Genomic DNA, 22500 nt, shown 5'->3' with positions numbered 1-22500 from the left:
CAGTTTCAGGCGGATTGTGCATACCCGCTATGCGTGAAAATCAACGCTTCGATAGCCTGCACCCAGGCAGGATTGCGCCCGTTTACCAGGGTGGCATTCACTCCAATTCACCGGACGGAATAATCGGAAAAAAGACATCCCGCGACCGCAGCCCGAACCATTGCGTCCCGTTATGTTCGGCATGTTCCCCGATCTCGACCAGCCGGTAAAACGACTTGCGGTCGATCAGCGCTTCAAGATTGGCACGCACCAACACGTAGGGTGACGGCTCACCAGTTTCGGGATCGCGTTCGACCCTGATCGGGTGGTCAGGCCCCGCAACCATCCGGTCACCCACGTTCGTTTCAAATTCGAGCCCATCCCCCACCGGGTTGAAATCCACGGCAACAAAGGGGGCGTCATCCACGGTGATCCCCACCTTTTCGACCGGCGTGACAAGGAAATACTTGTCCCCGTCTTTGCGCAGAATCGTTGAAAACAGTTTGACCAGTTCGACCCGGCCAATCGGTGTGCCCAGATAAAACCACGTGCCATCACGGGCGATGCGCATATCCAGATCCCCGCAAAACGGCGGATTCCATAGATGCACCGGCGGCAATCCGCCCTTTTTCGCGGCACGGGCCGATGCAGCGAGGCTTTCTGCCGACGGGGTCACAATCTTTTGTGTGCTCATAACTTTTGCCATTGGGGTTCGCGGGATTATCTGTTGGTATACGACGATATAGTCCAACCGGAGGAATGTCATGGCCAACGACGCCGATCTTGTCGCTTCGATCGAGGCACTGGGCACTAAACTGGGCCAGGCCCGCGAAAGTATTTCGGCACGTTTCATCGGCCAGCAGCGGGTCGTCGATCTGACGCTCAGCGCGCTGATCTGCGGCGGCCATGCGGTACTGATCGGCCTGCCGGGCCTTGGCAAAACCCGCCTTGTCGACACCCTGTCGACCGTGATGGGTCTTGATGGCAGCCGCATCCAGTTCACGCCCGATCTGATGCCTGCCGATATCCTGGGTTCCGAAGTGTTGGAAACCACCAATGATGGTTCCCGCTCTTTCCGGTTCATTGAAGGCCCGATCTTTTGCCAGCTTTTGATGGCGGACGAGATTAACCGCGCGTCCCCCCGGACCCAATCCGCCCTGCTGCAGGCCATGCAGGAAAAGGAAGTCACCATCGCGGGTCAGCATCACCCGCTGGGCGTGCCGTTCCACGTGCTCGCCACGCAAAACCCGATCGAGCAGGAAGGCACCTACCCCCTGCCAGAGGCGCAGTTGGACCGTTTCCTCGTCCAGATCGATGTACCCTACCCTGACAGGGACACCGAAAAGGACATCCTGATCGCCACAACAGGGATCGAGGATGCCCAGTCCACGGCCGTCTTCACCGCCCAAGAACTGTTGGACGCACAAACTCTGCTGCGCCGGATGCCGGTCGGCGAAAACATTGTTGAGATGATCCTTGATCTTGTCCGCGCTTGCCGCCCGGATGACAACGCTCCCGACATCATCCGCCAAAGCGTCAGCTGGGGCCCCGGCCCGCGCGCCGCACAGGCGTTGATGCTGACTGTGCGTGCGCAGGCGCTGCTCGAAGGGCGGCTCGCCCCCTCTGCCGAAGACGTGCGTGCCATGGCTGTGCCGGTCCTTGAACATCGCATGGCGCTGTCTTTCGCGGCCCGCGCCCGTGGCGAAAGCATCCATAACGTCATTAACACCGTCGCCGCCCAGATCACCCATGTTGAGGCGGCTGCGTGACAGAACCCCTCGCCCTCCGTTCCGAGGCCGAAACGCTAGCATCGCCGCTCCCGGCGCTGCTGGCGGAGGCTGAGCATCTGGCGACCGCGGTCCTGCTGGGTGAACATGGCCGCCGCCGGGCCGGTGTGGGCGATACGTTCTGGCAATACCGCCCGGCGCAACCCTATGACGAGGCGCGCAGTATCGACTGGCGCCGGTCGGCCCGGTCGGATTCGAACTTTGTGCAGGACAAGGAATGGCAGATCGCGCAGTCGATCATCCTCTGGGTTGATCAGGCCGCGTCAATGTCGTTTCACTCCGATGACAACCTGCCCACCAAGGGGCAACGCGCCCGCACGCTGGGGATGGCAACGGCGATCCTGCTCATTCGTGGCGGTGAACGTGTTGGCCTGACCGGCCTGCGCCTGCCGCCGCGGAGTGGTGAAGCGCAGCTGATGCAGATGGCGCAGCTTCTCTCGACGCAGGACGACGCCGACTATGGCGCGCCAGAGGCGCAAGGCATGCTGCCCCATTCCCGCGCGCTGTTCATCAGTGATTTCATGGGCGATATGGCCCCGGTCGAGGCCGCATTGCTACGCGCCGCAGACCGTGGCGTGCGCGGCGCGCTCTTGCAGGTGCTCGATCCGCAGGAAGAGGCATTTCCATTCGACGGGCGCACGATCTTCGAAAGCATGTCAGGCACGCTCAGCCACGAAACGCTGAAGGCGGGCGACCTCAAGACCCGCTATCTTGACCGGCTGGCCGAACGTAAAGACAGGCTTGCCCATCTGGCCCGTACCACCGGCTGGCAGTTCAGCACACATCACACCGGCGAAAGCGCTGCAGCCGCCCTGCTCTGGCTCTACGGCGCGTTGGAGCGGCGCGTCTGATGTGGACACTTGGCCCCATCGGTTTCAGTGCCCCATGGTTGCTGCTTGGCCTGATCGCGCTGCCGATCCTGTGGATCCTGCTGCGCGCGGTGCCACCGGCCCCGATCCGGCGACGCTTTCCCGGCGTAGCACTGCTGCTTGGCCTGACCGACGACGAAAACCAGACCGACCGGACCCCCTGGTGGCTTCTTCTGTTGCGGATGCTGGCCGTTGCCGCCGTGATCATCGGATTTGCAGGCCCTGTGCTGAACCCGCAAAACGCCCGCACCGGCACTGGCAATCTGGTCATTGTGATGGATGGCACATGGGCCGGGGCACATAGCTGGCAGGCCAAGATCGACAGGGTCGATACACTATTGACCGAGGCCGCACTGGCCGATCGGCGTGTTGCGGTGGTCAGCCTGACCGACTTGCCTGTCGGCGATCTGCCCTTTGCCGCACCGAATGATTGGCAAAACCGGCTGCCCAACCTGCAGCCCCAGCCTTGGCAGCCTGCCGACCCGGCCGCATGGTTCGCAGACAAATCCGACAGTTTTGAGAGTTACTGGATTTCCGACGGGCTTGATTACGAAGGGCGCGACGATCTGCTGACCACGCTGGAAACCGCTGGTCCCGTCACCGTGTTCCAGACCCCACGCCAGACTATCGGTCTGCGCCCCGCGCGGTTCGAGGATGGGCAAGTCCTCGTCTCGGCCACCCGCACACCCGTCGGCAACTTGATCGAAACGACCGTCACCGCGGTGGGCCTCGACCCCGCTGGCGTCGAACGGCAATTGGCCACGGTCCCCCTGACATTCGAAGGGGGCGAAGCTGTCGCCGAAACCGCGATGGTGTTGCCACCCGAATTGCGCAACCGGATCACCCGGTTCGAGATCAGCGGCACACGCTCTGCCGGGGCGGTCAGCCTGACCGATGATGCGCTCAAACGGCGCGAGGTCGCCCTGATCGCCGGGCGCGAAGACCGCGAGGGGCTGGAGCTGCTGTCACCGCTCTACTACCTGCAAGAAGCACTCGAACCGACCGCCGATATCATCGACGGCGCGCTCGAGGATATCCTGCTCGCCAACCCGGATGTGATTATTCTGGCCGATGTGGCGATCCTGACCGATATTGAAGCGCGAGGCGTTGAAGAGTGGGTCGAAAAAGGCGGGATGCTTCTGCGCTTTGCCGGACCACGGCTTGCCGCCTCCGATCTGGGCCGCAACAGCGAAGACCCGCTGCTGCCTGTCCGCCTGCGATCCGGCGGGCGCAGCGTGGGCGGCGCGATGAGCTGGGGGGAACCGAAATCACTGGCCACGTTTAGCGACGACAGCCCGTTCTTTGGCCTTGCCATACCCGATGATGTCACCGTGACTAGCCAAGTCATGGCGCAGCCGGACCCGACCCTGGCCGACCGGGTCATCGCCCAATTGGCCGACGGCACCCCGCTGGTGACCCGCAAGATCAGCGGCGAAGGACAAATCGTTCTGGTCCATGTGACGGCCAATGCGGAATGGTCTACGCTACCGCTCTCGGGCCTCTTCGTGCAAATGCTGGAACGGCTGGCGGTGTCGACACGGCCCTCCACACCCGACGCGGCAGAGCTGGAAGGGACCACATGGCAACCCAACAAGGTGCTCGACGCCTATGGACGGCTGGATGATGGCAGCACCCTGCCCGGTGTGGCGGGCGAACGGCTTGCCACCGCAACGCCGGGACCCGAACTGCCACCGGGTCTCTATGCCGGTGGCGACCGGCAACTGGCCATCAACGTGATCGGAAAGGATACCATGCTCAACACCGCCCAATGGCCCGCCCGGATCGTTGTCGAAGGTATGGCCGTGACCCGTGAAACCGCGCTGAAAGGCTGGCTATTGGGTGGGGCGGTTCTGCTCCTGCTAATGGATGTGATTGCCTCGCTCGCTGTGGGTGGGCGTTTGCGCGGCCCCCGCGCCGATGTGGCCGCCGCACTGGCGCTGGTTCTGTTCATGACGCCTGATGCGCAGGCGCAAGAGTTGACGGGCGATGATTTCGCGATCCGCGCCACGTCAGAGGTTGTTCTGGGCCATGTGCTAACTGGCGACGGCGAAACCGACGATATCACCGCCGCAGGCCTCTTGGGCATCTCGCAAACCCTGTTCCGGCGCACCTCCATCGAACCTGCGGCCCCTCTTGGCGTGAACCTCGAAACAGACGAACTGGCATTCTTCCCCTTCCTCTATTGGCCCATCACCGCAGATCAGCCCCTGCCCAGCCGCGAGGCCTATGGCAAGCTCAACCGCTATCTGCGCTCCGGCGGAATGATCCTGTTCGACACCCGTGATGCGGACACCGCCCGCTTTGGTTCGGGCTCGCCCGAGGGGCGCAAGCTGCAGGCCATCGCCCGGTCGCTCGATATCCCGCCGCTGGAACCAATCCCGTCAGACCACGTCCTGACGCGAACCTTCTATCTGCTGCAGGATTTCCCCGGCCGTTACGCCAGCCGTGATGTCTGGGTCGAGGCGGCACCACCCGACGCCGAACTGATCGAAGGCATGCCCTTCCGCAATCTCAATGACGGCGTGACCCCGGTGATCATCGGCGGCAATGACTGGGCGCGTGCCTGGGCGGTCACCCCCAGCGGGGCGCGCATGTTCCCCGTCGGGCGCGGTATGGCGGGTGAACGCCAGCGCGAGATTGCCCTGCGGTTCGGGGTGAACGTGATCATGCATGTGCTGACCGGCAACTACAAATCCGATCAGGTCCATGTGCCTGATCTGCTTGACAGGCTGGGTCAATGACCGGCTCGCTGATCCTTGATCCGCTTCTGCCCATGGTCCTGTTCTACGGGGTCGTCGGGCTCGCCGCACTGGCCCTCGGGCTGGCGATCTGGCGGCGGCTGCCCGGCTGGTGGCTGCGCGGCCTCGCCGGTCTGGCGTTGCTCGCAGCCCTCGCCAATCCCGCGATCCAGCAGGAAGACCGCGAGCCGCTGACCGATATCGTCATGCTGGTGGTCGACCAAAGCGCCAGCCAGCGGATCGGCGACCGGCCCACCCAGAACGCCGCCGCCATTGCGAATATTGAAGCTGAACTCGCCCGCCAGCCCAACACGGAGCTGCGCACCGTCACCCTTGGCGACGGTGAAGGCGACGCCGGCACCACCCTGATGACCGCCCTGTCAGAGGCACTGGCCGAAGAACCACAAGGGCGCATCGCCGGGATCATCCTTGTGACCGACGGGCGGCTGCACGACATTGAACGCGCGCCCCGCCTGCCCGCGCCGACGCACACATTGCTGACCGGTCAACCCGACGACTGGGACCGACGGCTTGTGGTCTCTAACGCGCCCGCCTTTGCAATCCTTGGCGAACAGGTCAGCCTGACCTTGCGCGTCGAAGATCAGGGGCAGGCCCCCGCGACCGACTCCGTCCTTCTGTCCATCTCGATCGACGGGGACGAACCGCTGACCTTGCCGGTGCCCATCGGCCAAGACATCGAACTGCCGATCGAACTGCCCCATGGCGGCATGAACGTTCTGCAATTCACCATCCCCGAGGCTGACGGCGAGTTGACCAACCGCAACAACAGCGCTGTCGTCCAGATCAACGGGGTGCGCGACCGGTTGCGGGTGCTGCTCGTCTCCGGCGAACCGCATCCGGGTGAGCGGACATGGCGGAACCTGCTGAAATCGGATTCTGCGGTCGATCTGGTCCATTTCACCATCCTGCGCCCGCCGGAAAAGCAGGACGGTGTACCGGTCAATGAACTCTCGCTTATCGCCTTTCCCACGCGCGAGTTGTTCCTTGAGAAAATCAACGATTTTGACCTGATCATCTTCGACCGCTATCGGCGGCGGGGGATCCTGCCCAGCGAATATCTCGACAATATCCGGCAATATGTCGAACAGGGCGGCGCGGTTCTGATCTCCTCCGGGCCAGAATACGGGGCGGCGGAAAGCATCTATCGCTCACCCCTTGGCACTATCCTGCCCGGCGCGCCCACCGCGCGGGTATTCGAAGAAGGATTCACGCCCCAGATCACCGATATCGGCCAGCGCCACCCGGTGACCGAAGGGCTGGACGCGCTATCACCCAACCCTGATGGTGACGGGCCCGGCTGGGGCCGCTGGTTCCGCCTGATCGACGTGCTGGTCCCCGAGGAAGCGACCACCGTCATGTCCGGCATCGACAACCGCCCACTCCTGATCCTCAACCGGATCGGTGAAGGCCGGGTGTCGCTGATGACCTCCGATCAAAGCTGGCTTTGGGATCGCGGCTATGAAGGCGGCGGGCCGCAACTGGAACTGCTACGGCGGCTGGCGCACTGGATGATGAAAGAACCCGAGCTTGAGGAAGAATCGCTTTGGGTCGAACCCGCAGGCCAGACCATGCGGATCATCCGGCGCACACTTGATCTGGACACGGGCGATGTGACCGTCACCCATCCCGACGGAACCGAAACAGTGCTGTCACTGGAAGAGGTGTCGCCCGGGCGGTTCGAAACCCTGTGGGAGGCCCCGGAAATCGGGCTTTACCGACTGGATGATGGCGAAGAGACCAGCGTCATCGCACTGGGGCCGTCAGCGCCCCGCGAATTCGAACAAACCATCGCCTCAGCGACCCTGCTGGAACCGCTGGTCGAAAGCACCGGCGCAGGGGTCAAGGCGATCTCTGACGGGGATGTCAGCATCCGAACCGTGCGCGAAGGACGGCCCGCATCCGGGCGCGGTTGGATCGGGATCACGCCACGCGGGGCCTACCAGACAGCCGATATCAGCATCACACCACTCCTGCCAGCCTGGGCCTGGCTGCTGCTGGCCTCAATCCTGATCGTGGGTGCGTGGCTGCGCGAAGGGCGGCGGTAAACTCGAACCGCTACTGTGCAATGCATGGTTGCCCAACTTGCGAACACATTAACCATTTTTGGGATACCTCCGAAAAACGCGCCGCACGGTTGGGTTGAACGGGGTCGGACCCACATCGCGCGCATACCGTCAGCCTAAAATCGGCTCCTTCTGGTCTGAATTCCGACTAAGTTACGCCTAATTCCCAACTATAAGCTGTTATTGTTTAGAATTCATGGACGATCCGACGGACCAAGCTCACCTGCACTCGCAGACAGAATGTTCAGCGGTATAAATAGGTAAAGGGAATACCAATGATTTTGAAGCATGGGCATAACACAAGCTCCGCAATCTTCGCACTTTTGGCCAGTGCAGCACTATTGGTGCCGCTGCAGGCAAGCGCCGACGAGGTCACGCTGAAGTCCACCGATGGTGGATCGATGGTCCTGACCGGAGAGCTTATCGCATTCGACAATAACGTATATACGATCAACACAGACCTCGGCGGGATCAACGTCAAAGCCGACTTTGTCGAATGTTTCGGTGATGCCTGCCCTCAGATCATCGATGCGTCAGTAACTGCCGTGCAGGACGGCCCCATTGTGTGGGATGTCTCGCTTTGGGGCAAACGGCGCGCCTTCACCGAGCATGTGGAAAAACTGGCAGAGGAAGTGGCCGAAAAGACGGACGGTCAGTTCACCCTCAACATTTCCTATGGCGGGCTGGCGCCAAGCCGGGAAAACCTTGATGGCATTGCGGCCGGCACATTCGAAATGGCACAATTCTGCGCCGGCTATCATCCGGACAAGAACCCGTCCATCACCGTTCTCGAACTCCCATTCCTCGGCGTGTCGTCGATGGATCTGGAACGCGCCGTCTCCCAAGCGATCTATGATCACCCGGCCGTCAAAGAGGACCTCGCACGGTGGAATGCGACCCTCTTGATGCCAACACCTCAGCCACAATACAACATCGCGGGGGTCGGCACGCCACCCACGAGCCTTGCTGCGTTTCGGGGGATGACAGTCCGCGCCACCGGCGGCACCGGTGCGGCGATCAATGCTCTCGGGGCATCAACCGTGAACTTGCCCGCCCCGCAGGTCAAAGATGCATTGTCAGCTGGCGAAATCAACGCGGTGGCCTTCGCACCCCATGCGCATATGTCGTTCGAAACGATCAACAACGCGCTTTGGTGGACAACCAATCTCAACCCTGGCACGGCCAATTGTCCTGTTGTGGTCAACACGGGCGCGCTCAATGCGCTGCCAACCGACAGCCGCGTGGCACTCCTATCTTCGGTGGATGATGCGCTGGATCACTTCATTTCCAATTACGAGGACTCCACGTTGTCCGCCTGGGAAACCGCGCTTGAAGAGCGCCAGATCATCCAGCTGACAATCGACGACAGCATCCTGAATGCGATCAACGCCGAAGTCGCCGCACCAACGGCAAACGCTTGGATCGCGCAAAACCAAGCCTTGGGCCTTCCCGCACAAGAGCTTTACGATTTGGCCACCAGCACGATCAATGGCGGCCGATAAGCGACGTCAATAAGATGCAAAGCGGGGGCAGGCTGCAACACGCAGCCTGCCCCCGCAACGCGTCATAGCGGCGGGGTATTTATAGCGAAATCCTGATAAACGTGGCGCCGACAGAGAATCTGCCTTCCAGATTTCACGACCGCCGCTCCAAGATGACGTTGAAACAGCCGAGATAACCTCAAACAACGCCGGGCCCAGCAGGCATCCACGGATCATTCAATGGCTCCTGTGCTGCGAGCCACCGGTCCAAAGGACCGCCTAACAGAAAATCAGACCACCGAAGAACGAAAGATGCCACAGCGCATCCGAAGTCGGGAAGAGCCCATTTGAACCGATGTTGCGCGGTCTACAAATGGCCACTTGGCCGCTAGATTGCTTCTGACCTGGCAATATGATTTTCGGTGAGAACCTTTACTGCGCGTTTGATCATTTGCGCACAACTTGCCTCCACAATCCGTCCTACGATTTGCTCGCGCGACGCGTCTTTTGACTCCGTGCCTCACAAGATCGTTCCACGCCTACGGATGGGTCAGTCTAGTTCGGAGATCATGCGCTCATCAGAACGGCGCGAAACACTCCAGATGCGCCTTTGTGTGACTGCCTGCGGCGCAGCGCCAGCCTTTACAAGCGATCGTGCCTGGACCGGCCGCGTTCAGTCGATTGCCTTTCAAAATCCGTAGATCTCGCAGCCGTGACACATCCAGCCTGCTTTCCGTATTTTCGCACGCGTTATTCAGCAGCAATCTTGAGGGTTGCGATCAGGTGATGAAATTTCTCGCCCTGCACGGCAACATGCTGGCGAGTGACTTTTGCCGCCATTTCCGGATCACCATTGGCAAGTGCTTCGAGAATGCTTTCGTGTTCGGACATGGATTGCCGCAGCCGCCCCCGCAACCGCAGTTGTAGCCGCCGAAAGGGTTTCAGCCGCCGATGCAGTCGTTTTGCTTCGGCCTCAAGAAAACTGTTGCCGGACTGCGCGTAGATGATGTGATGAAAGCGTTCATTCTCGCGGTAGTAGCTGTCGGCGTCCTGATCCTGCATCGCCTTCATGCATTTTTCGTTGGCATCGTTCAGGTCGCCCAGTGCTGCATCGGTCATGCGCATTGCGGCAAAACGGGCGCTTGCGGCTTCGAGTTCCGCCATGACTTCGAACATTTCGATCAGTTCGATGGCGCCGGGCTGGCGCACAAAGGCCCCGCGTCGCGGGATCTGTTCGACAAGCCCCGCCTGTGTGAGCCGTTGCAGCGCCTCGCGGATCGGTGTGCGCGAGACCGAAAACCGCTGCGCCAGTTGCACCTCATCAAGACGGTCGTTGTTGGCGAATCTGCCATCCAGAATCATATCTTCCAGTTCGTCGGCGATGGTGTCTGCATGCCGGTTTGCCATTGTCCGTGCTCCCTCGCGGCCATGACGGTTTGCTGTTTGACTCTATAAATAATACAGGTTTTAACATCTTGTATACAAAAAACTTGACTATGCATTACGTCGGGTGAATTAATATCCCATCGGTGCTTGATGAGTGCCACCAAGGGAGGAACTACCATGAAGACCGCTTTTAAAGCGACAATTGCGGCTGTCGCCATGATGGCCGTGTCCGAAACATCATTGCAGGCACAGGAATTGCGCCTGTCCCATCAATGGTCTGATAACGACGTGCGCCACAAGGTCGCCCAGATCGTCGCAGACGAGGTTGCGACGGCCGACGTCGGGCTTGAAATCCGCATTTTCCCGACGCAATCCCTGTTCAAAGCACGCGAGCAGTACACGCCGCTGTCGCGCGGTCAGCTTGATATGACGGTGCTGCCATTGTCCTATGCGGGCGGTCTGCAGCCTGCTTATAACCTGACGCTAATGCCTGGTCTGGTGAAGAACCACGACCACGCCGCACGCCTGAACGAAAGCCCGTTCATGGAAGCCATCGAGGAAAAGATGGCCGAAGATGATGTGATGGTGCTTGTCCATGGCTATCTTGCCGGGGGCTTTGCTGGCAAAGAGACCTGCATCACCTCGCCTGACGATATGGCGGGCCTGCAGACCCGTGCCGCCGGGCGCGCGTTTGAGCAGATGCTTGCCGGGGCGGGTGCATCCATCGCGTCCATGGCATCGTCCGAGATCTACAACGCCATGCAGACCGGCGTTCTGGATGCGGCGAATACCTCATCCTCGTCTTTCGTCAGCTACCGGATTTATGAGCAGGTGTCCTGCTATACGCCAGCGGGCGATTACGCGCTGTGGTTTATGTATCAGCCCCTGTTGATCAACAAATCAACGTTTGACGGTCTGACCGAAGAACAGCAACAGGCGCTGTTGGACGGAGCTGCCAAGGCTGAAGAGTTCTATCTTGAAGAGGCCAAGAAGGAAGATGCGGCCAGCCGCGAGGTATTTGCGCAAGCGGGTGTTGAGATCGCTGAGATGTCTGAAGAAGACTTCAACGCCTGGCGCGCATTGGCGCAAGAGACATCCTACAAGGCGTTCATTGAGGACACACCGGGTGGTCAGGAATTGCTTGATCTGGCCCTTTCGGTCGAGTGATCCAACCAAGGGCGGCGATTGTGCCGCCCTGTTTTCTACATAAAATCAGGAGGCTGCGGTGGCAGGCAACCCAGGCATCACTGTGGCGCAGACTGGTGGGAACCCTTTCCTGCGGTTTGTGGCGGCGATATCGACCTTGGCGGGATGGACATCCGCGGCGATGATCGTCGCCGCTGTCGCCATCACCTGCCAGATGATTTTCATCCGCTTTGTCTTGAACGGATCGACCATCTGGCAGACCGAAGCGGTGATCTACCTTGTCATCGCGGCTACGCTTTTGGGGCTACCTTACGTGCAGCGTCTGCGCGGGCATGTGAATGTCGATCTTGTCCCAATTTGGCTGGCGCCGAAGGCGCGGTTTGGTCTGTTCATCATCACGATGTCCATGTCGATCATGATCGTCGGCGTGATGCTCTATTACGGCTATGAATACTGGCACTTTGCGTGGGAACGAAACTGGCGCTCCGACACAGTATGGGGCGTGCGCCTGTGGATACCCTACATGTCATTGCCGGTAGGCTTTGCCCTTTTGATGCTCCAGCTGATTGCCGATCTGGTTGCGGTGGTGCTGCGTATTGAAGATCCATTCGGGCTTGCCGAAATTGACGGGCTGGAAGCCCGCGCTTCGGGAGACCTCTGATGGATCCGCTGCTATTAGGCGCACTGGTTGCGGTATTTACAATTCTTGTTCTGTTTTCAGGCATCTCGGTAGCGCTCGGGCTGCTTGTCGTGTCAGCCGGTTTTCTGATCGTTTTCGACGGCATGCGGTCGCTGGAACTGATGCCCGAAATCCTGTTTGGCAAGCTGAACAACTTTGCCCTGCTTTCGATCCCGATGTTCATCATTATGGGGGCGTCGATCGCATCGACGCGCGCAGGCGCGGATCTTTACGAGGCGTTGGAACGATGGCTAACCCGCGTGCCGGGAGGGCTTGTGATTTCCAACCTTGGCGCCTGCGCGCTTTTCTCGGCCATGTCGGGGTCAAGCCCTGCAACCTGTGCCGCCATCGGCAAGATGGGTATCCCCGAAATGCGCAAGCGCGGCTATCCGGATGGTGTCGCCGCAGGCTCTATCGCGGCGGGTGGCACGTTGGGTATTCTGATCCCGCCATCGGTCACCATGATCGTCTACGGCATTGCGACTGAAACCTCGATCGGGCGGTTGTTTCTTGCCGGTGTCTTTCCTGGCCTGATGCTGGTCGGTCTGTTCATGGCGTGGTCGCTTTATTCGACATGGCGGTCAGGCAACATGCAGGTGCTGTCGTCGATCAGCTATTCCTGGCGCGAGAAGTTCGAGATCCTGCCGCGTGTTCTGCCATTCCTGGCCATCATTATCGGGGTGCTTTACGCGATGTATGGCGGTATCGCGACACCGTCCGAGACCGCGGCGGTCGGTGCCCTGCTTTGCCTTGTCATCGCGATGGTGATCTACAAGCTGTGGAACCCGGCTGACCTGTGGGTGGTCTTGCGCGACAGTACCAAGGAATCGGTGATGATCCTGTTCATCATCGCAGCAGCTGGCGTTTTCAGTTACATGCTGTCGTCCCTTTTCATCACGCAATCCATCGCCGCATGGATCGGCACGCTGGATGTGAACCCCTGGGTGCTGATGGGGGCGGTGAACATCTTTTTGCTGATCGCCGGGTTCTTTCTGCCGCCGGTGGCGGTGATCCTGATGGCGGCACCGATCCTGCTGCCGATTATCACCACCGCAGGGTTTGACCCGATCTGGTTTGCCGTGATCCTCACGATCAACATGGAAATCGGGCTGATCTCGCCCCCTGTTGGGCTGAACCTGTATGTCATCAACGGCATCGCACCCGACATCAAGCTGAAGACCATCCTGATGGGGTCGCTGCCCTATGTCGCCTGCATGGTTGTGGCGATCATCCTGCTGTGCATCTTTCCCGGTATCGCCACATGGCTTCCGAACGCGGTGATGGGGACAGCCGTATGACACTGCTGGCTGATCTTCTTTCGACCGTTTTTGAACGGCGCCAGCGGCTGGGCCGGGCCGGGCATCGCGATGATCGACCGATCGAGGTGTTGACAGCCGACCTGATCGGCGCGGCGGGCGAGGTTTCCGGAACGACCGTCGCGCAAAATCTTCTGAACCGTTATGCCGAAATGGATGATGCCGCTAAGCTGGCGTTTTTTCACCACCTTGCGCGGGATATGAACATCGATGCGGCGCGGGTCCGTCAGGCGTTGGATGCCTATGAAACGGCGCAGACCAAACCCACCTATCGCACCTTCATGCAGGCCGCAGAGCCGCCGCGACAAGAGTTGATCCGCCGGCTCAATCAGGTGCCGGGGGCCACCGGCGCGCTGGTGTCGATGCGCGCCGATCTTTTGCGCCTTGGCCGCGACATCGACACGCTGCAGGCGCTCGACATCGACTTTCGCCATCTTTTCGCAAGCTGGTTCAACCGTGGCTTTCTGGTGCTGCGGCGCATCAACTGGGAAAGCCCGGCACAGATCCTGGACAAGATCATCGCCTATGAAGCGGTCCATCAGATCGACAGTTGGGACGATCTGCGCAGGCGCGTCGAACCATCCGACCGACGCTGCTTTGCCTTTTTCCACCCAGCCATGCCGGACGAGCCGCTGATCTTTGTCGAGGTTGCGCTGACCCCAGGCGTGCCGGGGTCAGTGCAGGCTGTGCTGGCCGAAAACCGTGAGATGATCGCGGCCGAGACCGCAGATACGGCCGTGTTCTATTCGATCTCGAACTGTCAGGCGGGGTTGGCGAGCATTTCGTTCGGCAACTCGCTGATCAAACAGGTCGCTGCCGACCTTGCCTTGGAAATGCCGGGGCTGAAGACATTCGTGACATTATCGCCCATTCCGGGCCTGGCTGATTGGCTGGCTGAAACCGATGATGCGGTCACGCCGGAGGAGGACGACCGCATTCGCAGCCTTGCCGCGCATTATCTGCTGGATGTCAAACGACGCGATGGTCTGCCGCGCGACCCGGTGGCCCGCTTCCACCTAGGAAACGGCGCGCTGATCCATCAGGTCAGCGCAAATGCCGATCTGTCGGAAAAGGGGCTCGCCCAATCGCGTGGCGCCATGGTCAATTACCTTTACGACCTCGCAAAGGTGTCGCAGAACCACGAACGCTTTGCGGTCGATCACCAGATCGCCGCCTCGGCAGAGGTGCGTGCGCTGGCGGCCACGGCACGCAAGGCCGCAGCCTGATGAAACGACACGCGATATGACAAATCCACTCTACGACGCACTTTTCGGCGTCCATGCAGGCAAGGCGACGCCGTTTCTTCATTTGGCGGATGGCCAGATTGTCACTCATGATGGATTTCTGAGGCTGGCGGCGCGGATCGCGCATGTCCTGACCAAGGCAGGCCTGCAACCCGGTGACCGCCTTGCCGCACAGGTCGCGAAATCGCCAGATGCGCTGGCGCTTTACGCCGCCTGCGCGCAGGCCGGGATTGTGTTCCTGCCGCTCAATACCGCCTACACCGTCGATGAACTGACCTATTTCATCGAAAACAGCGCCGCGCGTACGGTCATCTGTGACAGCGCAGGGGCGGATGAGCTTCGACCCGTCGCCGACAGACTTGGTGCGCAGCTGCTGACACTGAACGGCGATGGCACTGGCAGCCTGATGGATGGGGCCAAAGGGCAGTCTGAGACATACCCGACCGTGGCGCGCGCTGCGGATGATCTGGCCGCGTTTCTTTACACATCCGGGACAACCGGCCGATCAAAAGGCGCGATGCTGACCCAAGCCAACCTACTCTCGAACGCGCGCACCCTGGCAGAGCACTGGCGTTTCGACGCTGACGACATTTTGCTGCATGCACTGCCGATCTTTCACACCCATGGGCTTTTCGTGGCGACGAACGTGACCCTGATCGCGGGCGGCGCGATGATCTTTCTGCCAAACTTCGATATCGACCTGATGATCGAAAAGCTACCACTGGCGACGGTGATGATGGGCGTGCCGACCTTTTATACCCGCCTTCTGGATGACGACCGGTTCACCGGTAATCTTGTGCGCGACATGCGGTTGTTCATTTCCGGCTCTGCCCCGCTTTTGGCCGAAACGCATATCCAGTTCGAGGCGCGCACAGGCCACCGTATTCTTGAACGGTATGGCATGACCGAAACCAATATGAACACGTCCAACCCCTATGATGGCGAACGCCGGGCGGGCACAGTCGGTTTTCCGCTGCCGGGTGTAGACCTGAAAGTGTGTGATCCCAAGACCGGCGCCGAGTTGCCGCAAGGCGAGGTTGGTGTGATCGAGGTGCGCGGGCCGAACGTGTTCAAAGGCTACTGGCAGATGCCGGAAAAGACCGCGGAAGAGCTGCGACCAAATGGTTTTTTCATCACGGGCGACCTGGGGCAGATCGATGGAGATGGCTATGTCCATATTGTGGGACGTGACAAGGACCTGATCATCTCGGGTGGCTACAACATCTACCCCAAGGAAATCGAACTGGTGCTTGATGCGCAGCCAGGCGTGTTAGAAAGCGCCGTGATCGGTGTCCCTCATGCGGATTTCGGCGAAACGGTTCTGGGTCTTCTGGTGCCGGAACCGGGTGCAACCCCTGATACAGATGCTATCGCTGACGCCGTGCGCGACACGCTCGCCCGCTTCAAGCATCCGCGCAAACTGTTGGTGATTGATGAACTGCCCCGCAACACGATGGGAAAGGTCCAGAAGAACGCGCTGCGCAACCGCTATTGCGATCTGTTCTCAGACAACCGTTCCAGCGTCACGCAGTGATTTCACCTCGTCTTCGCAATATCCCAAGGCACGCAGCACCTTTGTCGTATCACCCGCCAATGTTGGCGGTGCGTTGGCGGCGTCAGGCGATGCATCCCCTTCCATCGTGAATGGCAGACCGACATGTCCGGCTGTACCACGGGATGCAAATGCGCGAGCGGTTTCAGGCGCGAGGTCCAACGCTTCTGGCAGCGTGCGCAGCCGCGCTGCTGGTACGTCCGCAGCAATGAAGATCCTTTCCCATTCTTCTGCTGTGCGATGTGCAAGCACATCCGCCAAGGCATCTACGAGTGTGCCCCGATTTCTGTCCCGCGCCACGGGGTTTGCAAAATCAGGATTGTCGAGCCAATCCCCGCGTCCAACCGCATTGGCCAGCCGTCTAAACTGCGAGTCCTCGTTTACACCCAAACTGATATGCCCGGACAGGCAGGCAAAGATGCCGGAAGAAGGCGAGCGGCTATTTGCGGTGTTTCCACGGGGTTCGGGCGGTCGGCCCGTCATTCTGTAGTCAGTGATCGTCGAACTCATCAGGCTGAATGCCGTTTCGAGCATTGAGACATCGACAAACCCGCCTTCACCGGTCGCCTGTCTATTCATCAAAGCAGAGGTCACACCAAGCGCACCGGCAAGTCCAGTTGCGTAGTCGATAATCGGCGCGCCGGTCCGAACCGGCCCTGTTTCAGCTGTTCCTGTCAACGCCATCAACCCGCTGATCGCTTGAATATTCACGTCATAAGCCGGTACGTCCGCCATCGCGTTGCCACGGCCATATCCGGTCATTGCGCAATGGATCAGCCGCGGATTGATGGCCCGTATATGGGCTTCTGTCAGGTCAAGTCGGGCCAGCGTGGAGGGTCTGTGGTTTTCAACCAGCACATCCGCTGATGTCAGCAACCGGTGAAAGACTTCACGCCCTTCATTGACCTCCAGATCAAGCGCAATGGATTGCTTGCCCGCGCCTTGCGTCTGATATGCTGTACTCATCCCCTCAGCAGCCAGCGCCGCGTCGGTCCCGCCCCGGTGGCGCATCGCGTCACCCTTCAGGCTTTCGACCTTGATCACCTCGGCCCCCAGAAGGCCCAGATAATATGAACAGGCCGGCCCGGCCAATACATGCGTCCAGTCAATCACCCGGATGCCGTCCAAAGGTGCCGTCATCTCGCTTCCTCCAACGTGACGGCGCGCGACTGGCGGTTCAGGCTCCGGACCCGGACCGCCAGTGCCGTCAGCCCGACCAAGAGGAAGAGCAGCGCGATTGGTCGTGTAATGAATATCATCATACCGTTGTCCGACAACAGGAGGGCTTGCCGAAATGCCTCCTCTGCGCCGCCTGCCAAAACGAATGAAATGACGAATGCCGCCGGGTTGAAGTCGAGTTTGCGCATAAGCCACCCCAAAAACCCGGCAGCCACCATGACATAGACATCAAACAGGTTCCCGCGCGAGGTGTAGGCCGCGACAAAGGATGTCAGAAAGATTACCGGATACAGCACCTTCGTTGGAATCCGCGTGATGAACCGCCCCACGAATGCTGCACCATAAAAGCCAATCAGCCCATACATCGCAATGCCGATCAGCCCACAGGCAAAAAGCGCATAGACTAGTTCGCGGGATGTCAGAAACAGGGTTGGACCAATCTGGATGCCATGGATCAGGAATACCCCAATCAGGATCGCGCCAATGGTGGACCCGGGAATTCCCAGCGTCAGAAGCGGCGCCATGGACGGGCCGCTGACAGCATTGTTGGCCGCCTCTGGTGCGGCCACACCTTCCAACGCACCCTTTCCCCAATCGTCCGGGTTCTTGGCGCGACGCTTGCCTTCACCATAGGCCACAAAGGCCGCAATGGCCGACCCAAGGCCGGGCAGCATCCCGATAAAGGACCCGATAAAGGATGACCGGATCACATGCGGCAGGCAGGGTCTGTACTCCGCCCAGGTCAGCCGGTTTCGCACCGCATCGTTGCCATCAGGGACCATCTCGGTTGTCTTGCCGCGTTCCTCGATCTGGGCAAAAACCTCGCCCAATACAAAGATTCCGATCATCAGGGGGACCAGACTGATCCCGTTGGTCAGATCAAAGCTGCCGAAGGTGAAACGCTCGGTCGAACTGATCGGATCAAGGCCGATCATGGCGACCAGCACACCTAAAGCTGCTGACGCCAGCCCGCGGGTGACGGATTTCCCAATCACGGATCCAATGACGATAAAGGCCGCGAAATAGACGGCAAACAGCTCTGGTGGTCCGAGTTTCAGCGCGATTGCTGCGATCCATGCGACCCCGACGATAAGCAGTATCTCACCAATGAAGTCGCCAATCACCGATGATATCGTCGCCACTTTCATAGCCTTTCCTGCCTTGCCTTGGCGGGCGAGCGGATAGCCATCCAACTGCGTGGCTGCCGATGCCGCCGTGCCAGGAGTATTGAACAGGATCGCGGCAATCGAACCGCCATAACGCCCGGATTTGCCGATGACATAAAGGAACGCCAACGCAGGAAGCGGTTCCATATAAAACGTCAGGGGCAAAAGCATCGCAATCGCGGCCGAAGCCGTCAGCCCCGGAATAGCGCCGACAATCATGCCAACGATGGCTGCCAGAAACACCCACCCCAGCAATACCGGATCGCTCAGAACACTGGCGAGAGCGGGAAAGATTTCCATCGTTTAATACCAACCAAATACATCAAGCAGGTCAAACCAGCGACCAAAGGGTGGAAAGACCCCCAACAATTCAAAAAAGATCAGGTGATAGGCTGCGGGGCATAACACGGCTGCAGCCAGCAGGCCGATCACATTGCGCACGCCGAAGACCCATAGTGCCAGTGGTGCCGCCAACGCAGTGCTGATCAGATAGCCAAACTGGGCCATGACCCAGACATAGGCGACCGCCAAAGCCAACAGTGCAAAAATGGCTGGCAGATGCTGTCGATCCAGCGCAAGTGCTGGTCTACCGCGTGCACCCCACAGTTCTGCAAGGCCAAGTGCCACCAGCGACAACGATCCCGCCAATGGAAAAATGCGCGCACCCCAGCGCCCGTATTGGTCCAAGGCGATGTTCATACTCGTGAATGTGGCGCCAACCCCCAGAAGGATCAGCGCCACGGCCACGGTCCGCGAGGCGGGAGTAGGCCCTGCGGACAAGTCTAGCCCTGCTCTTTCAACGCATCGATCACCGGTTGGGTGTCGACCTGCATTTGCCGCAACCGGGCTTCTGTTTCCGCGCCGCTCAGGAACGCAGGCACATTGCCGCGTTCCAGCATCATATCGGCAAATTGCTGAGTTTCCGTGATCTCTTTCAACGCGGCTTCCATGCCGGAGATCATCTCTGGATCCGTGCCGTTCGGTGCAAAAAACACGATGGGTGAGGATACGGCGACATAGTCAAAGCCAAGCTCTGGCAATGTAGGGACATCGTCGCGGACCGGGTCACGCTCTGGCGCAGCAAGAGCGAGAACGCGGAGTTCGTTTTCAAAACCTGCCGCCTGCTGAATGCCGACAAAGGCAAAATCCACCTGTTCGCCGATAACAGCGGCACGGGTTGGGCCACCCCCTTTGAACGGAACATCCTGTGCTTGCAGGCCGTTGCGGTTCAGAAAGCTTTGCCCGGCCACATGGTGGAAACCACCACGTCCATTATGTGCCCATCGCAGGCTGCCGGGGTTGGCATTTGCTGCATCCACCAAGTCCTGAACAGACTGGAACGGGCTATTGGCGGGTACGATGACAGCCGGGGTCAGATTACCGATCTGGGCGATAATCTCAAAGCTGTCAAACGGGTCCACATCGGTGTCACGCAGCATCGAGGTCAGCAGGAATGACCCGGCAGACGTGACCATCACTGTGTTCCCGTCCGGCCGTGCGGCGGCAGCTTCGGTCGCGCCGGTGATGCCGGACGATCCGGGCTTGTTCACGATGACCAGCGGGACCGGCAGGATACCATCGGCAGATGCGGCAGCCGCGCGCGCCAGCGCATCGGTGCCACCGCCGGCAGAATACGGCAAGATCGCATTGATCGGGCGGCGCGGGGCCCATTCCGCCAAGGCTGGCGCGGCGATAGCGCCCACCGCTGCGGCAGAGACACCTGTTTTGATGAATTCGCGACGTTTCATGTTTTCCTCCCAGTAACACCGGGTGCATCTGAGCGCACCTTTGAAATATCACTGGACCTTAAACGGGACCATAGAATAGAAAAAACGCAATTATCAGATTTATAAATCGGATTTTTCGAAGTGAACCTCAAAAGCCTGAAGGTCTTCGCCCTTGTCATGGAGGAAGGCACGCTTGCCCGTGCGGCGGACCGGATGCACCTGAGCCAGTCTGCTGCCAGCCGGTTACTGCAGATCCTTGAAGACGAATTTGGCGTCAGCCTGTTCCGACGTGACAAAAAACGATTGGTGCCAACACCAACCGGCGAACGGTTCTACCCCGAAGCACTGCGCATTCTGGCACAGGTCGACCAGATACCCGATTTCTTTGCACAAATTCAAAGCGATGCGCCGGAACCATTGCGCCTGATCTGCCATACACGGATTGTGAACGGATTGGTTCTGCCTGCCATTGCACGTTTTGCCGAACTGGAACCGGACACGGCGATAAAGCTGGAAATATATCCCAGGCGTGATCTGGGCCGCCGCATCATGAATGATCGCTATGATTTGGGAATTTCGGCGCTCCCGCTCCCGGTTGAGGGGATCAAACCCAATCTTTTGGGCACAACCGACCTATGCGTGGCACTTTCACGGGATCACCCGCTCGCCGATCGCGATGAGCTGCACCCCATTGATCTTGCGGATGTCCCCTACATCGCGCTGGACGATTCAACCGTGATCCGGCGCATTGTGGATCAGGCGATGGATCGGGCCGGTGTGAAGCTGGTGATCAAGCATGAGGTTTCGGTGGGGTCGGCGGCCTATCGGTTGGTGCAAAGCAAACTTGGGTTCACCTTTGCCGATCCGATAGCCCTTGACCCCGAGCTTGCATCCGCCATCGCATTGGTCCCGTGGCGATATAAAATGGCCGTGCCATTTGGCTACTTCCTGCCACCACAGCGCGACAGGCATCCCAGTGCCGATGCTTTTGGGCGCGTTCTGCAACAGGTGTTCGATACAAAACTCATGGGTCGGCCTGTATAGGAGATGCGCGGCGCGCAATAGGACACGCGGCGCATCAGTGCCTTAGTTGAAAGGATCGACCGTCGCGTTGATTTCGACCGCTGCGTCGATCAGGTCGCCCCCGATGGAGGACCGAAACTGATCCCAAACCGGCTTCATCTCCGCCCTCCAGATCGCCAGTTCCTCAGAGGTCAGCGTGATAATCACACCGTCATCATCCAGAATATCCTGGCGTCGGGCCTGATTGATCTCATAGGCAAATCGGTTTCGTTCATGCGTGGTCAATTTCATGATATCAATCACCGTTTGGCGCGTATCCGGATCAAGGCTGTCAAGAAAGGCCTGTGACGTTACAACCAGATAACCGATGTAGTTATGGTTCGTTTCCGTTACGGCAGCCTGTTCGAGATAAAATTCCTCTTTCTGGATATTGGCCCATGTATTCTCCTGTCCTTGCACCTCGCCCGAGGCCAGTGCGTCATAAACTTTGCTGAAGGACAGCTTGACCGGGGTGATGTTCATCCGGCGCAGCACCTCTGCGGTTACAGGTGAGCTGGACGACACCCGGAAACTCAGACCGCTGGCATCACTTGGCAACCGCATTGGAACTGTCGCCGAATACTGCCGCATCCCGTTGGCCCAATAGCCCAGCCCGACAAAGCCGTCATCACTGATCCCGTCGGTCATGCTTTGCGCCATTTCTGTTTCGAGGAACGCCATGACCTGCAAAGGTCCGTCGAAAAGGAAGGGCAGATTGAAAAGCTCGAACTGATCGGAATACGCCCCGAATTTCGTGACACCAGGGGCGGCAAATTGAACGTCGTCGTTTAACAGGGCCTCAAAGACGTCGTCATCATTATAGAGCTCGCTGCGGCCGTAAACCTCGACACATAATGTACCATCAAGCTGCGTGTTGACCTGCTCGGCAAAGGCCAGTGCAGCTTCGCCCTTGGGGTGACCCTGCAGTGCCGTGATCAGGCTGAAACGGGCAACCCTTTCCCCCTGATCGCATTGCGCGATGAGTTGGGCCGGAAACGCTGCAAGCGCGGCGAGTGTGAGTGTTTGTAGAAATTTCATTGTTCTGTCCTCGTTTGGAGGGATGCTGGACGGAGATCGCGACATGAGTTTGTCAGATCCGTGTTGA

Annotated in this window: 18 protein-coding genes; 11 read left to right on the top strand and 7 right to left on the bottom strand. The window is 59.5% G+C overall.

Translation table 11 applies throughout. The features are described 5' to 3' along the window. Positions 1–97 precede the first annotated feature (97 nt). The gene (locus ACFWW2_RS05595; RefSeq protein ID WP_393926802.1) at positions 98–673 is read right to left on the bottom strand and encodes a DUF1285 domain-containing protein; all 576 of its coding nucleotides are present in this window, start codon (positions 671–673) and stop codon (positions 98–100) included. Between the two features lie 70 nt (positions 674–743). Between ACFWW2_RS05595 and ACFWW2_RS05590 the strand changes: the two genes are divergently transcribed. The 5 genes from ACFWW2_RS05590 to ACFWW2_RS05570 all read left to right on the top strand — a co-directional run bounded on the left by ACFWW2_RS05590 (position 744) and on the right by ACFWW2_RS05570 (position 8959). Further along, positions 744–1748, top strand: a complete 1005-nt coding sequence (locus ACFWW2_RS05590; protein ID WP_393926800.1) for an AAA family ATPase — start codon at positions 744–746, stop codon at positions 1746–1748. Beyond that, entirely contained in the window at positions 1745–2617 is an 873-nt protein-coding gene (locus tag ACFWW2_RS05585) for a DUF58 domain-containing protein (RefSeq protein ID WP_393926798.1), read from the top strand. The genes ACFWW2_RS05590 and ACFWW2_RS05585 overlap by 4 nt, the downstream gene beginning before the upstream one ends. Then, positions 2617–5376 carry a DUF4159 domain-containing protein gene (locus ACFWW2_RS05580; protein ID WP_393926796.1) on the top strand — a complete coding sequence of 920 codons (2760 nt, stop codon included), beginning with the start codon at positions 2617–2619 and terminating at the stop codon, positions 5374–5376. Before ACFWW2_RS05585 ends, ACFWW2_RS05580 begins: the two co-directional genes overlap by 1 nt. Next, complete coding sequence (locus ACFWW2_RS05575; protein ID WP_393926794.1) at positions 5373–7439, top strand: hypothetical protein; 2067 nt, start codon at positions 5373–5375, stop codon at positions 7437–7439. Before ACFWW2_RS05580 ends, ACFWW2_RS05575 begins: the two co-directional genes overlap by 4 nt. Positions 7440–7732: 293 nt before the next feature. Next, positions 7733–8959, top strand: a complete 1227-nt coding sequence (locus tag ACFWW2_RS05570; protein ID WP_393926792.1) for a C4-dicarboxylate ABC transporter substrate-binding protein — start codon at positions 7733–7735, stop codon at positions 8957–8959. Positions 8960–9688: 729 nt separating this feature from the next. Here the strand turns inward: ACFWW2_RS05570 and ACFWW2_RS05565 are convergent. Continuing rightward, complete coding sequence (locus ACFWW2_RS05565; RefSeq protein ID WP_393926790.1) at positions 9689–10345, bottom strand: GntR family transcriptional regulator; 657 nt, start codon at positions 10343–10345, stop codon at positions 9689–9691. Between the two features lie 156 nt (positions 10346–10501). On the opposite strand from ACFWW2_RS05565, the gene dctP reads away from it, so the two are divergent. From dctP to ACFWW2_RS05540, 5 genes are read left to right on the top strand one after another with little or no spacing between them, the layout of a single operon-like run. Beyond that, a complete protein-coding gene (gene dctP / locus ACFWW2_RS05560) occupies positions 10502–11491 on the top strand; it encodes a TRAP transporter substrate-binding protein DctP (protein WP_393926788.1) in 990 nt (329 codons plus the stop codon). 58 nt (positions 11492–11549) lie between these two features. Beyond that, positions 11550–12131: a TRAP transporter small permease gene (locus ACFWW2_RS05555; RefSeq protein ID WP_393926786.1), complete on the top strand. Its 582-nt coding sequence runs from the start codon at positions 11550–11552 to the stop codon at positions 12129–12131. After that, a complete protein-coding gene (locus tag ACFWW2_RS05550) occupies positions 12131–13447 on the top strand; it encodes a TRAP transporter large permease (RefSeq protein ID WP_393926784.1) in 1317 nt (438 codons plus the stop codon). The genes ACFWW2_RS05555 and ACFWW2_RS05550 overlap by 1 nt, the downstream gene beginning before the upstream one ends. Next, entirely contained in the window at positions 13444–14691 is a 1248-nt protein-coding gene (locus ACFWW2_RS05545; protein WP_393926878.1) for a malonyl-CoA decarboxylase, read from the top strand. Before ACFWW2_RS05550 ends, ACFWW2_RS05545 begins: the two co-directional genes overlap by 4 nt. A gap of 16 nt (positions 14692–14707) precedes the next feature. Continuing rightward, complete coding sequence (locus tag ACFWW2_RS05540) at positions 14708–16243, top strand: malonate--CoA ligase (protein ID WP_393926782.1); 1536 nt, start codon at positions 14708–14710, stop codon at positions 16241–16243. On the opposite strand, the gene ACFWW2_RS05535 is transcribed toward ACFWW2_RS05540, so the two are convergent. Genes ACFWW2_RS05535 through ACFWW2_RS05520 form a run of 4 tightly spaced genes read right to left on the bottom strand, consistent with a single transcriptional unit; the run spans position 16214 to position 20354 of the window. Beyond that, positions 16214–17401, bottom strand: a complete 1188-nt coding sequence (locus ACFWW2_RS05535) for a CaiB/BaiF CoA transferase family protein (protein ID WP_393926780.1) — start codon at positions 17399–17401, stop codon at positions 16214–16216. The two genes, ACFWW2_RS05540 and ACFWW2_RS05535, sit on opposite strands and share 30 nt — an antisense overlap. After that, a complete protein-coding gene (locus tag ACFWW2_RS05530; RefSeq protein ID WP_393926778.1) occupies positions 17398–18906 on the bottom strand; it encodes a tripartite tricarboxylate transporter permease in 1509 nt (502 codons plus the stop codon). Before ACFWW2_RS05530 ends, ACFWW2_RS05535 begins: the two co-directional genes overlap by 4 nt. Positions 18907–18909: 3 nt before the next feature. Next, entirely contained in the window at positions 18910–19347 is a 438-nt protein-coding gene (locus ACFWW2_RS05525; RefSeq protein WP_393926776.1) for a tripartite tricarboxylate transporter TctB family protein, read from the bottom strand. Between the two features lie 41 nt (positions 19348–19388). Continuing rightward, positions 19389–20354: a tripartite tricarboxylate transporter substrate binding protein gene (locus ACFWW2_RS05520; RefSeq protein WP_393926774.1), complete on the bottom strand. Its 966-nt coding sequence runs from the start codon at positions 20352–20354 to the stop codon at positions 19389–19391. Between the two features lie 120 nt (positions 20355–20474). Between ACFWW2_RS05520 and ACFWW2_RS05515 the strand changes: the two genes are divergently transcribed. Further along, positions 20475–21377 (top strand): LysR family transcriptional regulator, encoded by a 903-nt coding sequence (locus ACFWW2_RS05515; RefSeq protein WP_393926772.1) that lies wholly within the window; start codon positions 20475–20477, stop codon positions 21375–21377. Between the two features lie 42 nt (positions 21378–21419). Here the strand turns inward: ACFWW2_RS05515 and ACFWW2_RS05510 are convergent. Further along, on the bottom strand, positions 21420–22500 hold a 1081-nt coding region (locus ACFWW2_RS05510; RefSeq protein WP_393926770.1), incomplete at its 5' end, for a DctP family TRAP transporter solute-binding subunit.

This window comes from Yoonia sp. R2-816 (genome assembly GCF_046762905.1).
In the GTDB taxonomy this organism is placed as follows: domain Bacteria; phylum Pseudomonadota; class Alphaproteobacteria; order Rhodobacterales; family Rhodobacteraceae; genus Yoonia.
The sequence above is the reverse complement of the archived record's forward strand: the minus strand, read 5'-3'. Positions and strand labels throughout refer to the sequence as shown.

Bases quoted from the DNA above. Each gene is read 5' to 3' on its own strand.
- ACFWW2_RS05545 (WP_393926878.1), top strand. From the start codon at position 13,444: ATGACACTGCTGGCTGATCTTCTTTCGACCGTTTTTGAACGGCGCCAG.
- ACFWW2_RS05570 (WP_393926792.1), top strand. From the start codon at position 7,733: ATGATTTTGAAGCATGGGCATAACACAAGCTCCGCAATCTTCGCACTT.
- ACFWW2_RS05535 (WP_393926780.1), bottom strand. From the start codon at position 17,401: ATGACGGCACCTTTGGACGGCATCCGGGTGATTGACTGGACGCATGTA.
- ACFWW2_RS05550 (WP_393926784.1), top strand. From the start codon at position 12,131: ATGGATCCGCTGCTATTAGGCGCACTGGTTGCGGTATTTACAATTCTT.
- ACFWW2_RS05575 (WP_393926794.1), top strand. From the start codon at position 5,373: ATGACCGGCTCGCTGATCCTTGATCCGCTTCTGCCCATGGTCCTGTTC.
- ACFWW2_RS05590 (WP_393926800.1), top strand. From the start codon at position 744: ATGGCCAACGACGCCGATCTTGTCGCTTCGATCGAGGCACTGGGCACT.
- ACFWW2_RS05565 (WP_393926790.1), bottom strand. From the start codon at position 10,345: ATGGCAAACCGGCATGCAGACACCATCGCCGACGAACTGGAAGATATG.
- dctP (WP_393926788.1), top strand. From the start codon at position 10,502: ATGAAGACCGCTTTTAAAGCGACAATTGCGGCTGTCGCCATGATGGCC.
- ACFWW2_RS05580 (WP_393926796.1), top strand. From the start codon at position 2,617: ATGTGGACACTTGGCCCCATCGGTTTCAGTGCCCCATGGTTGCTGCTT.
- ACFWW2_RS05530 (WP_393926778.1), bottom strand. From the start codon at position 18,906: ATGGAAATCTTTCCCGCTCTCGCCAGTGTTCTGAGCGATCCGGTATTG.
- ACFWW2_RS05540 (WP_393926782.1), top strand. From the start codon at position 14,708: ATGACAAATCCACTCTACGACGCACTTTTCGGCGTCCATGCAGGCAAG.
- ACFWW2_RS05595 (WP_393926802.1), bottom strand. From the start codon at position 673: ATGAGCACACAAAAGATTGTGACCCCGTCGGCAGAAAGCCTCGCTGCA.
- ACFWW2_RS05520 (WP_393926774.1), bottom strand. From the start codon at position 20,354: ATGAAACGTCGCGAATTCATCAAAACAGGTGTCTCTGCCGCAGCGGTG.